Below are 13217 nucleotides of genomic sequence, written 5' to 3'. Positions count from 1 at the left end.
GCCGTTCGCTCACTCGCCAAGCGTGCCCTTCGTGGAGGGAACCCGGTCGCTCGACCGCGGATCGATCTCCACCGCCTCGCGCAGGGCTCGCGCCAGACCCTTGAAGCACGACTCCGCTATATGGTGGTTGTTCTCGCCATAGAGCGTCTCGACATGGGTCGTGATGCCGGCATTCTGCGCGAAGGCATGGAACCATTCGCGGAACAGCTCGGTGTCCATGTCGCCGATCTTGGGCCTGTCGAACGCCACCTCCCAGACGAGAAAGGGCCGTCCCGAAATGTCGAGCGCGACGCGGGTCAGCGCCTCGTCCATCGGCAGATAGGCGTGGGCGTAGCGGCGGATGCCGCGCTTGTCGCCGAGCGCCCTTGCGACCGCCTGGCCGATGGCGATGCCGGTATCCTCCGTCGTGTGGTGCATGTCGATATGGAGGTCGCCCTCGGCCTTCACCCGGATGTCGAACAGGCCGTGGCGGGCGAGCTGGTCGAGCATATGGTCGAGGAAGCCGATGCCGGTCGCGATGTCCGCCTTGCCGGTGCCGTCGAGATCGATCTCGACGGCGATGTCGGTTTCCCGTGTCTTGCGCGTGATGCTCGCCTGACGCATCGGATGTCATGCCTCCACTGGACGGGCGTGCGCCGGGCGGCCCGAAGCCTCTGGCCTGCCCGCGGACACTCCCAAGCGTCGCCCTTTTAGCAGGTGCGTCATGGACGCGGAAGGGGCCGCGCGCGTCGCCCGCTTCGGGGCCAATCGCCGCGCAAGCCTTTTCAAGCCGGGCCGGAACGCATAAATGTGCTCCCGTCCGACGCGCTCCAGATCATCAGAAGGACTTTCCGTGACACAATCCGATCAGCAAGCGACGTGGCATGGCACCACCATCCTGACCATCCGCAAGGGCGGCAAGGTGGTGATCGCCGGCGATGGCCAGGTGAGTTTCGGCAACACGATCATCAAGGCCAATGCGCGCAAGGTGCGCCCGCTCGGCCAGGGCAACGTGATCGCCGGTTTCGCCGGGGCCACGGCGGATGCGATGACACTGTTCGAGCGCCTCGAGGGCAAGCTCGAGCAATATCCCCAGCAGCTCCTGCGCGCCTGCGTGGAGCTCGCCAAGGACTGGCGCACCGACCGCTATCTGCGCCGGCTGGAAGCCATGATGATCGTGGCCGACGCGCGCGCGAGCCTGGTGCTCACCGGCACGGGCGACGTGCTGGAGCCGGAGAACGGCCTGATGGGCATCGGCTCCGGCGGCCATTACGCGCTCGCCGCCGCCCGCGCGCTCGAAGACAGCGAGATGAGCGCGGAAGACATCGCCCGGCGCGCGATGGCGATCGCCGCCGATATCTGCGTATACACCAACGACAAGGTGGTCGTGGAAAGCCTGGACGCCCCCTCGTGACCTGGCAGACGCACTCCGCCCCGCTTCCAATGACGAGCCCTGACGAGACCCTTCCGATGAGCGACTTCTCCCCCCGCGAGATCGTGTCCGAACTGGACCGCTACATTGTCGGCCAGCACGACGCCAAGCGTGCCGTGGCCATTGCGCTGAGGAACCGGTGGCGGCGCAAGCAGCTGGAGGAGGGCTTGCGCGAGGAGGTCCTGCCGAAGAACATCCTGATGATCGGGCCCACGGGCGTCGGCAAGACGGAGATTTCGCGCCGGCTCGCCCGCCTCGCCAATGCGCCCTTCATCAAGGTCGAGGCGACGAAGTTCACCGAGGTCGGCTATGTCGGCCGCGACGTGGAGCAGATGATCCGCGATCTCACCGAGATCGGCATCGGGCTCGTGCGCCAGACGAAGCGCAAGGAGGTGGAGGCTTCCGCCCATCTCAACGCGGAGGAGCGCGTGCTCGACGCCCTTGTCGGCAAGAATTCGAGCGATGCGACCCGCGACAGCTTCCGCCGCAAGCTGCGCGACGGCGAGCTCGACGACAAGGAGATCGAGGTGGAGGTCGCCGACACCGGCGGCGGCATGCCCTCCTTCGACATTCCCGGCATGCCCGGCGCGCAGGTCGGCATGATCAATCTCAACGAGATGCTGGGCAAGGCCTTCGGCCAGCGCACCAAGGCGCGGCGCATGGCCGTGCGCGACAGCTACGAGGTGCTGATCGCGGAGGAGTCCGACAAGCTTCTCGACGAGGAGCAGCTCGTCCAGGAGGCCATCTCGCTGGTCGAGAACAACGGCATCGTCTTCCTCGACGAGCTCGACAAGGTCTGCGCACGCTCGGAGCGTTCCGGTGCCGATGTCAGCCGCGAGGGCGTGCAGCGCGACCTGCTGCCGCTTCTGGAAGGCACCACCGTGTCGACCAAATACGGGCCCGTGAAGACCGACCACATCCTGTTCATCGCCTCGGGCGCCTTCCATATCGCCAAGCCGTCGGACCTCCTGCCGGAGCTTCAGGGCCGGCTGCCGATCCGCGTGGAGCTCTCCGCGCTCACCAAGGAGGATTTCCGGCGTATCCTGACCGAGACGGAAGCGAGCCTCGTGAAGCAGTACACCGCGCTCCTGGCGACGGAGGAGGTGACGCTCACCTTCACCGAGGACGGCATCGACGCGCTTGCCGGGATCGCCGCGGAGATCAACGCCACGGTGGAGAATATCGGCGCGCGGCGCCTCCAGACGGTGATGGAGCGCGTGCTCGACGAGATCAGCTTCACCGCGACCGACAGCTCCGGACAGAGCGTCACCGTCGATGCGGCCTATGTCGACGCCCATATCGGCGACCTCGCCCGCAATGCGGACCTGTCGAAGTTCATCCTCTGACGGACGCTTCAGCCCTGGACGTGATCCTTTACGCCGAGGACGCCGAGCATCGCTTCGAGCTCGGCCCCGTCGAGCTCGCCGATGCAGTCGGCAAGGCGGTTTGCGAGTTCCGTCGCACGCGGATCGAGGCCGCTCGTGTCGATAGTGACGCGCGGATGGGAGAGGCGCGCGAGCCGGGCCAGTTCCTCCGCATCGTCCCAGATGATGTTGAAATAGGCGATGATGCGCTGGACCAGATACCAGCTCGGCCGGCCGCGGCGGCCGTGTTCCAGAGCGGAGAGATAGGCCGACGACACATCGAGGGCGGCGGCCATCTCCTTCAGGGTCACCCCGCGCTCGCCGCGCAGCTCGCGGAGCTTCTGGCCGAAGGGCGTCATGCCCGGTCGCGGCCCGGCTGGGCGCGGCGCAGGCGCACATAGAGCGCGCCGCCCCCGCCATGCTTGGGATGGGCGGGCTGGAAGCCCGAGATCAGGGCCCGGAATTCCGGCTCCTGAAGCCATTGCGGCACGAGCCGGCGCAGGCGGCCCTGACGCTCCGGCGTGTCGTATCCCTCGAAACCGTGCAGCGTGTGGCGGGCATATTGCGCCTGGCCCTTGCCGGTGATCACCAGGGCGAAGCGCCGCCCCGAGGCGCGCGCATTGGCGAGAAACCCGTAGAGCCTGACCCGTGCCGTTTCGGCCGTCTCGCCATGCAGGTCGAGGCGCGCCTCGATGGGAAGCTGGCCGCGCATGAGCCGTTGGCTGGTCCGGCGGTCGAGCCCGGTCAGCGGCGGCAGTTTCGGCGGCGGTGGAGGAGACGGGGCCTTGGGCAGCGCCCCGCGCGGCGGCGATTTGGGCGGCGCGGCGACGGGTTGCCTGCGAGGTTCCGGAGGAGACGGTTCGGATGCCTTGCCGGCGGCGCTGTCCAGCGCGGCCGGCGCGCTCATCGCCTTCGCTTTCGCCTTTCGCCTGAGCGGCGTCACCGTTTCGGTCAGGCGAACCCAGAGATCGAAATCCGGTACGCCGCCGCGCCCGCCCGGCGCCTTGCTGTCGCGTTTTCGATTCGCCATTGTCCTCAGAACCCGGCCGGATGTCCCGGCGTCGCATGCCTCCACCGATTGGCCCGCCTGTATAAATACATTCTAGACCATTGTCCTGCCCGATTGAATCGTCCCCCGCGCAAGGGGCGGGCAGGCGAGGGCGGCGGCGCTATCGTGCCAGGCGCGCTGCGAGCGCCTTCGGCAGGAGAACGGTCATGCGGCCGCGGCTCTGCATCAACCCGGCGATCTCGCCCGCCCGCTCCCCGGATCCCCAGAACACGTCGCCGCGCACCGCGCCCTTGATCGCCGTTCCCGTATCCTGCGCGACCATCAGCCGGCGCATCGGCACGAGCGCACCGTCTCGTCCGGCCGGAACCCCGGTCTCCAGCCAGACGGGCGTGCCATAGGCGTAGAGGCCGTGGTCGACGGCAAGACTGCGGCCCGGCGTGAGCGGCACGTTCTCCGCGCCGACCGGCCCGAGATCGGGGCGCACGCCCTTTACCTCGCGGAAGAAGATGAAGGACTGGTTCTTCCACATCAGGTCTTGCGCGCGGTCGGGATGGGCGTCGAGCCAGGCGCGAATCGACTGCATGGAGATCTCGTCGCGCGGGATCTCGCCGCTTTGTACCAGGAACCGGCCAATGGGCGTGTAGGGCCGCCCGTTCTTCGCCGCAAAGCCCACGCGCATGACCGAGCCGTCGGGCAGCCGGATGCGGCCCGAGCCCTGAATATGCAGGAAGAAGGCATCCTCCGGGCTGGTCAGCCAGACGAGTTCCAGCCCGCGGCCGCGAAGCGCGCCGCGCTCGATTTCCGCCCGGGTGTGATAAGCCACCGGCTTGCCGTCCACGATCCGCCCATAGGGAACGCCAAGGCGCTTGGCGGTGGCCTTGCCGAAGGTCTTCAGATCGGCGGGCCTGGCATAGAGCGGCACGCTATAGGGGCCGCCGGGTGTGCGCGACCCCGCCATTTCGGGCTCGAAATAACCGGTGAACAGCCCCTCGCGCCCGTCTTTCCCGGTCACCGCGAGCGGCGTGAAATTGGCCTCGAAGAAGGTCCGTGCCTTGCGGTCGGACACCGCTTCCGGCAAGGCGAGTGCCTGTTTGCATGTCGCGAGCCAGTCGGCCTTCGCACCGCCCATGCGCGGACGGCCGGCAAAGCCGCGCCCGCTGTCCAGGATTTCCCGGCAGGACCGGTGGAAGGCGGCGAACGCATCCGCCAGCGCATCCTCATGCCACCCGGCCAGGCTTTCGAAGGAGACAGGCTGGAGGGCGCGTGCGGCAGCCGGCTTGGCCGGGGCGGAAAGCGCCAGGCCCAGCACCAGCGCCGCGCAGGCGGATATGGCCACCCGGAGACGGCTCTCGCACCGGCGCCATGGCCGGCCGCGACCGCGACAGTGCTCCCTCGTCGTCGGCAATGGGAGCTCCGTCAGCTCGAGGCCTCGGTGGCGACCAGTTTCCAGTTGGGGTCCCGCGACGTGACGTCGCGCATGAAGGTCCACACATCCGTCACTTCGCGGACGCGCTTGGGATCGCCGTCGACGATCCGGCCCTCGCTGTCCTTGGTGGCGGTGATGAGCTCGCTGACGAACCTGACGGTCACATTGGCCTTGCGGCCGTCCAGCTCGGCGCCGACGATCGTTGCCTCGTCGATCCCGACGAAGCTCGTCTCCAGCGTCTGCCCCGCCTTCTCGCGCTCGTCGATGACCTTGGAGAAGCCGTCGAACACATCCCGGCTCAGAAGGTTGCGCAAGGTGCGGCGGTCGCCCTCCGCAAAGGCGGTGACGATCATCTCGTAGGCCGCGCGTGCGCCCTCCACGAAGCTCTTCGGAGTGAAGGAGCGGTCGGCCCCGGCTATCGCCTCCAGCCCGCTTGCGACGGCGGAGCCTTCCTTGGCATAGCCCTCCCAGACAGGTGCAGCCTCTTCGCCGCGCGCGTCCGACCCGGCCCCGGCATTGCGGTTTTCCTGGCCCGGCATGGGAATGACCTTGCCGTCCTGGGAGGCGCCGGCCGGCTGGCCGTCATGGCGCTCGCCGGTGCTGAAGGGATCGTAGGGCCGGCGCTCGTTCCCGGTTCGCCGTCCCAGAACGCTCCGCAGACGCAGGAAAATCACGACAGCGACAGCCAGCAGCAGCAGATTTAACGGATCGAATGCTTCACTCATCTCATTAGGCCCGAACGGCCCCGTTGGTCTGTGATCCCAAGCGATTCCGGCCCGTCTGGCAGCCCCGGACGTGCCATGGCGCCCGGCCTTCGCCGCGCGGTGCCGTCATCGCCCATATTGCATGCCACCGCTTGAGATAAGATATAGGAGTTAACGACGAGCGTCCAACCGTACGCTCGCCACGCAATTGAATTTTCTTGCGCCGAATGGCCGCGCCGGATGTGGCCGGAAGCCATAGGGGCGCAGATGGAGACCAGCGAGGCCCCGCTTGCCCTTTATCGCACTGATCCTGTTCATTGCCGTTCCGATCATCGAGATCGCCATCTTCATCCAGGTGGGCGATCTCATCGGCCTGTGGCCGACGCTCGGTTGCATCGTGCTGACCGCCGTGATCGGTGCGGCGCTCATCCGCATCCAGGGCTTTGCGGCGCTCAACCAGGCCCAGAAGGCCACCGCCCGCGACGAGTTGCCCGTCGAGCCGGTCATCCACGGCGTGTTCCTGCTGATCGCGGGTGCGCTGCTGCTCACGCCGGGCTTCTTCACCGACACGATCGGCTTCCTTCTGCTTGTTCCCGCCCTCCGGCTGTCCTTCGCGCGCTGGATCTGGAGCCGGATCATGGCGTCAGACCGCGTGAACATCCACATGTCGACCTCCGGACCGCGCCCCGGCGGCGCCCGGCGCGGCGGACCGGGCGGCCCGATCATCGAGGGCGAGATCGTCGAGGAAGACGAGGACGACCGTCCCCGCGGCGGGTCCGGCACCGGCACCCCGGCGCCGCGCGGCAACTCGCCCTGGCACCGGTAGATCCGGCGGCCATACCCGGGCGGCTTCCGGTCGCCGCCACCCCCGGCGTGGCGCTATTGCGGCCCGTATCCAGACGTGTTAGCCACGACCGGGATCAATCAACCGCGAGCAGGACGCGTTGGCGCGCGCCGTCTCGCCCTTAGACGGAACTCCGAACGATGGCGAACAACGACAAGAGCGCGGGCCAGCCCTTCGCAACGACCGGCGACCAGGGGCAGGGCAATGCTCAGGGCACGCAGTCCATTCCCGGCATGGACCCCGCACAGCAGAATGGCGCGGCGCCGTCCATGCGCATCATCGGCCAGTATCTGAAGGACCTGTCGTTCGAGAACCCGAATGCGCCCCATTCGCTCGCCCCGAGCGAGGAGCAGCCGCGCATCGATATTTCCGTCAATGTGAACGCCCGCACGCTCGGCACCTCCGATTACGAGGTCGAGCTCCATATCGACGCCAAGGCGATCAAGGACGACAAGACAGTGTTCGGCGCGGAGCTGCTCTATGCGGGCATCTTCCGGCTGGAGAACATCCCCCAGGAGGCCCTTCATCCGGTCGTCCTGATCGAATGCCCGCGCATGCTGTTCCCCTTCGCCCGGCAGGTCCTGGCCGATGCGACGCGCAATGGCGGCTTCCCGCCGCTGATGCTCGATCCGATCGATTTCGCCAGCATGTACCAGCAGCGCGTGGCCGCCCAGCAGAATGAAGGCGGCGCGCCGGCCGGCACGCAGGCCTCCTGACGGCGGATCGCCGTCACACCCCGTCGGGATCGACGGGTTTTCCCGCAATCGGACAAGGCCGCCCGGTTGCGGGCCGGGCGGGCATGATGCCGCCGGCCAGCGGGTTGTTCAGGCCATATCCTTCCATATCGCGGTTTCGCCGAGCGTCTCGACGAAGCGCTCATGCGCGGCGCGCTCGGCCTCGGAGATCCGTGGCGGCAGGGGCGCCGGACGCGCCTTGACGGGCGCGCGCCGGACAGTCGCAGCGCTCCGGCTGGCGCTTTCCTCGATCAGGGTGAGATGAGGCTCGCGCGCGCCGATCAGCTCGATATAGACATCGGCGAGCAATTCCGCGTCGAGCAGCGCGCCGTGCTTGTCGCGCTTGGAATTGTCCACATTGTAGCGTCGGCAGAGCGCATCCAGATTGTTCGGCCCCATCGGATGGCGCTGACGGGCGATGCGCAGCGTGTCGATGACCTGTTCGTCGGGGATCGGCGGATGGCCGAGCCGGTCGAGCTCGGCGTTCAGGAAGCCGATATCGAAGCTCGCATTGTGGATGATCAGGACCGCGTCCTCGATGAAGGCGACGAAATCCTCCGCAATCGCGGCAAAGAGCGGCTTGTCGGCCAGGAACTCGTTGCTCAGCCCGTGGACGTCGAGCGCACCGGCATCCACCTGGCGTTCCGGATTGATATAGACGTGGAAATTGTTGCCGCTGGGGATGTGGTTGACGAGCTCCACCCCGCCGATCTCGATGATCCGGTGGCCGTCGCGGACCTCAAGGCCGGTCGTTTCCGTATCGAGCACGATCTCGCGCATCGCTCATCCCCCTATTCCCGCGTCCGGTCCGGTCCCGGCATGGCGGTCAACTGTTCCACGATCCCGCGGACCTGATCAAACGCATCCTCCAGGCCGCGCGAACTGTCCACGACAAAATCGGCCCGGCGGCGCTTCTCCGCGTCCGGCACCTGGCGGGCGAGGATCGCATCGAGCTTCTCCTGCGTCATGCCCGGCCGCGCAAGCGCACGCTCGCGCTGGAGATCGGCCGGCGCGCTGACCACGACGATCCGGTCGACGCGACCCTCGCCGCCGGTCTCGAACAGGAGCGGAATATCGAGGACCGCCAGCGGTGCCTTCTCCCGCCGGGCCTTGTCGAGAAAGGCACGCTCGGCATCGCGCACCAGCGGATGGACGATGGCCTCCAGCCTGGCAATCGCCTCGCCGTCGCCCAGAACCCGTGCCGCCAGAGCCTCCCGGTCGACCGCACCGTCGGACACCGCGCCCGGAAAGGCCTCCGCGACGGGTCCGACCGCAGCGCCACCCTCCGCATAGAGCGCGTGGACCGCCGCATCGGCATCGAAGACCGGAACGCCGAGCTCGCGGAACATTCGCGCCGTCTCCGACTTGCCCATGGCGATGGAGCCTGTAAGGCCGAGAACGATCATCTCGCGTCAGTCTCCCGCGGTCTCGAGATCGGCGACGATCAGGGCACGAAGCTCCGCGGTGACCTCCGGGCGCACGCCGAACCAGCGCTCGAAGCCCGGCACCGCCTGATGGAGCAGCATGCCGAGCCCGTCGGCGACTGCGAGCCCCCGGGCCCGTGCCGCGGCGAGCAGCGGCGTGATGAGCGGCGCATAGACGATGTCGGCGACCGCGGCATGGGCGGGAAGCGCGTCGAGCGCGATGTCCAGCGGCGGCTTGCCCACCATGCCGAGCGCCGTGGTGTTCACCAAGAGATCGGCATCGGCGAGGACGCGGCTGCGCGCCTCCCAGGGCTCCACGGCGATACGGTCTCCGAACAGTTCCGCGACAGCCCGCGCACGTTCCCGCGTCCGGTTGACGATCGCGATCCGGTCCGCGCCGGCATGGAGAAGGGCGCCCGCAATGGCCCGCGCCGCGCCGCCCGCGCCCAGCAGCACCGCGCGGCAGCCATCGGCCCGCCAGCCATCGACCTGCGATCCGACACCCGCCAGGAACCCCTCGCCGTCGGTGCTCGTGCCCATCAGGCGGCCACCCTCGACATAGACCGTGTTCACCGAACCCAGCCGTTTCGTGAGCGGGTCCGCGACGGTCACGATTTCCGCCGTTCTCTCCTTGTGGGGAATGGTGACATTGGCGCCTACGAGGCCGGTCTCGATGAAGGTTTCGAAGAACGCCTCGAGCGCCTCGGGGCGGACCTCGCGGCGGTCGTACCGGCCCTCTATGCCGTAATGGCGCAGCCAGTAATTGTGGATGAGCGGCGAGCGGGAATGTCCGATCGGCCAGCCGATCACACAGGCCTGTTTCATGTGAAACACCCTTATACGGAGAGCACCGCCTCGCTGCGCAGAAAGCCGATCAGCGCCAGCATGGGCAGGCCGAGAATGGTGAAATAATCGCCCTCGACACGGTCGAAGAGCTGGATGCCGAGCCCCTCGAGCTTGTAGCCGCCGACGCTTTCTGTGACCTCCTCGCCAAGGGCGGCGAGATAGGTTCCGAGGAATTCCGGCGTGAACTGGCGCATGGCGAGACGCGCCTCGCCATCGTGCGTCCACACGACCTCGCCGGCCCGCGCGCAGGCGACCGCGCTGATGAGGCTGTGCTCGCGGCCACGCAGCTCCAGAAGCTGGCTGCGCGCATCCTCCACCGAGCGCGGCTTGTCGAGTACCGCACTGTCATGGACGAGAACCTGGTCGGCGCCGATCACCAGCGATCCGGGATGGTTCTGGGAGACGGCGACGGCCTTCGTCTGGGCAAGGATCGAGGCGACATCGCCCGGCCCCGCATCCACGTCGTCGCCGCGCAGGGTCTGCTTGACCGCATCCTCGTCGATATCGGCCCGGATCGCACGGACCCTGAGACCGGCCCCCTCGAGGAGCTGCCGGCGGATGGCGCTGGCGGATGCGAGTATGACCTCGGTATGGCAGAGCGTTTTCGCGGTCACTGCGCGGATCTCTCATATTGGCGTTCGGACAGGAGGTTCAGTATGGCTGCCGCGGTCTCCTCGATGGACCGGCGGGTCACGTCGATCAGCGGCCAGTTGTTACGCCCGCACAGCCGCCGCGTCGCGACGAGCTCCTCGGTGATCGCCTCGCGGTCCACATAGGGCGTTTCCTCGTCCTGGTTGAGCGAGATCAGCCTGTTGCGCCGGATCTGGGCGATCCGTTCCGGGCTCGCCACCAGGCCGACGATCAGCGGATGGCGCGCCTCTTCCAGCGTCGCCGGCAGCGGAACGTTCGGCACGACCGGCACATTGGCCGCCTTGATGCCGCGATTGGCGAGATACATGCTCGTCGGCGTCTTGGAGGTCCGGCTCACGCCGACGAGGACGACATCTGCGGCGTCGAGCGTCTCGGCATGCTGGCCGTCATCGTGGAGCATGGTGTAGTTCAGCGCCTCGATGCGGCGGAAATACTCCGAGTCGAGCGTGTGCTGGGCCCCGATGCGCGGCTCCGACTGGGCATTGAGATAGGTGGCAAGCGTCGCCACGACCGGATCGAGCACGGAGATACAGGGCACCTCCAGCATGCGGCAGCGGGTCTCCAGCTCGCGCCTCAGGCCGTCGTCGACCAGCGTGAACAGCACGATGCCCGGATTGCCTTCGACCTCCTGGAGCACGCGGTGGAGCTGCTTGGGCGTGCGCACCAGCGCATAGGTGTGCTCGATGGGGTGGAACCGCTCATAGTGCGCGGCGGCCGCCCGCGCGACCGTATTGAGGGTCTCGCCCGTGGAATCGGAGATCAGGTGGATGTGGTAGAACGTCTTGACCCGGCTATTCACAGAGACGGCCTCATGATGGGCGGACAGCATGTGGAAAACCGGGTGCGAACCGGACATGCGGATCCAGTCGTCCCGGAAACGGGACTTCTTTTCCAGTGTCTGTCCTGTTGTGGACATGCCCGCGCCGATCGTCAACGGTGCTGACAGCCCGTGCAGAACTCTCCGAACAATCTGTGGAGGGCATGCGGATGCGGATCGGGCGATGTGCCCTAAGGTCTTAACCTCTCGTTAAGATTCCTTCACAAACCGTTAACCGCGGTAAAATCGCCGCTGGCCGGTCCATAAGTTCGGTGATATGTGGACGACAGGTTGATGACCGGGAATTCCCGAAAATCACAGGCCAAACAAAACCATCAATAAATCGACTCTTCTTTTTTGATTTTATGAGTGCCCCATCGCTTCCGCCCTGCAATCCCGCTTTCGCCGAGGAAAGGCCCTGAAATGGACAAGGCCCTTCTTTCCGTCCTGACAGGCCGGACACCCGAGCGCCGTCCGATCTGGATGATGCGCCAGGCGGGACGCTATCTTCCCGAATATCGCAAGCTGCGCACCGAGGTCGGTTCGTTCCTGGAGCTCTGCTACACGCCTGAGCTCGCCTGCGAGGTGACGCTCCAGCCCCTGCGCCGGTTCGATCTCGATGCCGCGATCCTGTTCGCCGACATCCTGCTGATCCCCCAGGCCATGGGTCTCGATCTTTCCTTCAGGGAAGGCGAGGGCCCGGTTCTCGGAACGGTCCGGGACATGGGCGGTGTGGAGGCGCTCGATGGCGGGGACAGTGTCCTTGACCGTCTGGCCCCGGTGACGGACACGGTGGGCCGGGTGGCGGCGAAGCTCGACGATCACGTGACGCTTATCGGGTTCTGCGGCGCGCCCTGGACGGTTGCGAGCTACATGATCGAGGGCGGTTCGTCGCCCGACCGGCGGACCGCCAGGCTGGCGGCGGCGCGCGGCGACGACTGGTTCGAGGCCCTGATCGACCGGCTGGTCTCCGTCTCGGTCGATTATCTCTCCTCGCAGATCGCGGCGGGCGCGGAGGTTGTCCAGATCTTCGACAGCTGGGCGGGCGATCTGGCGGCTGCGGAGTTCGAGCGCTGGAGCGTCGCGCCGGTCGCGCGCATGGTGGCGATGCTCAAGGAGCGCCATCCGGGCGTTCCGGTGATCGGCTTCCCCCGTGCGGCCGGGCTCGGTTACGAGGGCTTCGCGCGCAGGACAGGGGTCGACGCGGTGGGTGTGGACGCGAGCGTTCCGCCCCGCTGGCTGGGCGACGTCTTGTCGCGGGAGGCGGTCGTTCAGGGCAATATCGATCCGGTGGTGCTGATCGCCGGCGGCGAGACGCTCGACCGTGCTGTGGACCGGCTCACCGAAGCTGTGCCGGCGCGGCGCCATATCCTCAATCTGGGCCATGGCATTGTGCCGCAGACACCCATCGACCATGTGGAGCGTATGGTGGCGCGGGTCCGGCACAATGACGGGCGCGACGCTTCCGGGTGCTGAGCGGGGCCGTGTGGATGGCTGAGTACTATCTCTGGCTCAAGGCGTTTCACATCATTTCGGTCATCGCCTGGATGGCCGGCATGTTCTACCTGCCGCGCCTGTTCGTCTATCATTGCGCCGCGCCGGCCGGCAGCGACCTGTCGGAGACCTTCAAGGTCATGGAACGCCGCCTTCTGCGGGCGATCATGACACCGGCCATGGTGGCGAGCTGGGCGTTCGGGATCGCCATGATCGTCGCGACCGACGGCGTCCTGCTCCAGAGCGGCTGGCTGCACGCCAAGCTTGCCCTGGTGGTTGCAATGAGCGGCCTTCATGGTTATCTGGCGCAGCAGGTGAGCGTGTTCGCACGTGATGCCAACCGGCACGAGGCGCGGTTCTTCCGGATCGTCAACGAGGTGCCGACGGTGCTCGTGGTCGCCGTGGTCATTCTGGCGGTGATCAAGCCGTTTTGAGGCCCCGCGACCCCAAGCCTATTCAAAAGGGCTTGCGTCTTTGCTACATTGAGGTTAAG

Annotated in this window: 16 protein-coding genes; 6 read left to right on the top strand and 10 right to left on the bottom strand. The window is 67.1% G+C overall.

Going from position 1 to position 13217, the window contains the following annotated elements; genetic code table 11:
- Nucleotides 1–9: 9 nt before the first annotated feature.
- Nucleotides 10–603, bottom strand: coding sequence for an imidazoleglycerol-phosphate dehydratase HisB (gene hisB / locus HW532_RS12115; RefSeq protein WP_213160730.1), 594 nt, complete (start codon nucleotides 601–603; stop codon nucleotides 10–12).
- A 184-nt stretch (nucleotides 604–787) separates the two neighbouring features.
- Between hisB and hslV the strand changes: the two genes are divergently transcribed.
- On the top strand, nucleotides 788–1393 hold the full coding sequence (hslV, locus tag HW532_RS12110; protein ID WP_213160729.1) for an ATP-dependent protease subunit HslV: 606 nt from the start codon (nucleotides 788–790) through the stop codon (nucleotides 1391–1393).
- A 56-nt stretch (nucleotides 1394–1449) separates the two neighbouring features.
- On the top strand, nucleotides 1450–2757 hold the full coding sequence (gene hslU / locus HW532_RS12105; RefSeq protein WP_213160728.1) for an ATP-dependent protease ATPase subunit HslU: 1308 nt from the start codon (nucleotides 1450–1452) through the stop codon (nucleotides 2755–2757).
- A gap of 8 nt (nucleotides 2758–2765) precedes the next feature.
- On the opposite strand, the gene HW532_RS12100 is transcribed toward hslU, so the two are convergent.
- The 4 genes from HW532_RS12100 to HW532_RS12085 all read right to left on the bottom strand — a co-directional run bounded on the left by HW532_RS12100 (nucleotide 2766) and on the right by HW532_RS12085 (nucleotide 5935).
- Entirely contained in the window at nucleotides 2766–3134 is a 369-nt protein-coding gene (locus HW532_RS12100) for a helix-turn-helix domain-containing protein (RefSeq protein WP_213160727.1), read from the bottom strand.
- A complete protein-coding gene (locus HW532_RS12095) occupies nucleotides 3131–3805 on the bottom strand; it encodes a Smr/MutS family protein (RefSeq protein ID WP_213160726.1) in 675 nt (224 codons plus the stop codon). Before HW532_RS12095 ends, HW532_RS12100 begins: the two co-directional genes overlap by 4 nt.
- Before the next feature lie 139 nt (nucleotides 3806–3944).
- Nucleotides 3945–5120, bottom strand: coding sequence for a murein transglycosylase A (gene mltA, locus HW532_RS12090; protein ID WP_246478831.1), 1176 nt, complete (start codon nucleotides 5118–5120; stop codon nucleotides 3945–3947).
- An 80-nt stretch (nucleotides 5121–5200) separates the two neighbouring features.
- Nucleotides 5201–5935: a Tim44/TimA family putative adaptor protein gene (locus tag HW532_RS12085; protein ID WP_213160724.1), complete on the bottom strand. Its 735-nt coding sequence runs from the start codon at nucleotides 5933–5935 to the stop codon at nucleotides 5201–5203.
- Nucleotides 5936–6203: 268 nt separating this feature from the next.
- On the opposite strand from HW532_RS12085, the gene HW532_RS12080 reads away from it, so the two are divergent.
- Complete coding sequence (locus HW532_RS12080) at nucleotides 6204–6740, top strand: FxsA family protein (RefSeq protein ID WP_213160723.1); 537 nt, start codon at nucleotides 6204–6206, stop codon at nucleotides 6738–6740.
- Nucleotides 6741–6991: 251 nt separating this feature from the next.
- Nucleotides 6992–7474 carry a protein-export chaperone SecB gene (gene secB, locus HW532_RS12075; protein WP_213164543.1) on the top strand — a complete coding sequence of 161 codons (483 nt, stop codon included), beginning with the start codon at nucleotides 6992–6994 and terminating at the stop codon, nucleotides 7472–7474.
- A gap of 108 nt (nucleotides 7475–7582) precedes the next feature.
- Here secB and dnaQ read toward each other — a convergent pair whose 3' ends face one another.
- From dnaQ to HW532_RS12050, 5 genes are read right to left on the bottom strand one after another with little or no spacing between them, the layout of a single operon-like run.
- Nucleotides 7583–8272 (bottom strand): DNA polymerase III subunit epsilon, encoded by a 690-nt coding sequence (gene dnaQ / locus HW532_RS12070; protein WP_213160722.1) that lies wholly within the window; start codon nucleotides 8270–8272, stop codon nucleotides 7583–7585.
- A gap of 11 nt (nucleotides 8273–8283) precedes the next feature.
- A complete protein-coding gene (gene coaE, locus HW532_RS12065; RefSeq protein ID WP_213160721.1) occupies nucleotides 8284–8898 on the bottom strand; it encodes a dephospho-CoA kinase in 615 nt (204 codons plus the stop codon).
- 6 nt (nucleotides 8899–8904) lie between these two features.
- A complete protein-coding gene (locus HW532_RS12060) occupies nucleotides 8905–9741 on the bottom strand; it encodes a shikimate dehydrogenase (protein ID WP_213160720.1) in 837 nt (278 codons plus the stop codon).
- 11 nt (nucleotides 9742–9752) lie between these two features.
- Complete coding sequence (locus tag HW532_RS12055; protein WP_213160719.1) at nucleotides 9753–10376, bottom strand: Maf family protein; 624 nt, start codon at nucleotides 10374–10376, stop codon at nucleotides 9753–9755.
- Nucleotides 10373–11242 carry a pyruvate, water dikinase regulatory protein gene (locus HW532_RS12050; protein ID WP_213164542.1) on the bottom strand — a complete coding sequence of 290 codons (870 nt, stop codon included), beginning with the start codon at nucleotides 11240–11242 and terminating at the stop codon, nucleotides 10373–10375. Before HW532_RS12050 ends, HW532_RS12055 begins: the two co-directional genes overlap by 4 nt.
- A 411-nt stretch (nucleotides 11243–11653) precedes the next feature.
- On the opposite strand from HW532_RS12050, the gene hemE reads away from it, so the two are divergent.
- The gene (gene hemE / locus HW532_RS12045; protein ID WP_213160718.1) at nucleotides 11654–12706 is read left to right on the top strand and encodes a uroporphyrinogen decarboxylase; all 1053 of its coding nucleotides are present in this window, start codon (nucleotides 11654–11656) and stop codon (nucleotides 12704–12706) included.
- Nucleotides 12707–12720: 14 nt separating this feature from the next.
- Nucleotides 12721–13158, top strand: coding sequence for a protoporphyrinogen oxidase HemJ (gene hemJ / locus HW532_RS12040; protein WP_213160717.1), 438 nt, complete (start codon nucleotides 12721–12723; stop codon nucleotides 13156–13158).
- Nucleotides 13159–13217 lie beyond the last annotated feature (59 nt).

It is taken from the genome of Kaustia mangrovi (assembly GCF_015482775.1).
Taxonomy (GTDB): Bacteria; Pseudomonadota; Alphaproteobacteria; order Rhizobiales; family Im1; genus Kaustia; species Kaustia mangrovi.
Note: the sequence above shows the minus strand (reverse complement) of the source record. Positions and strands in the feature narration are given on the sequence as shown.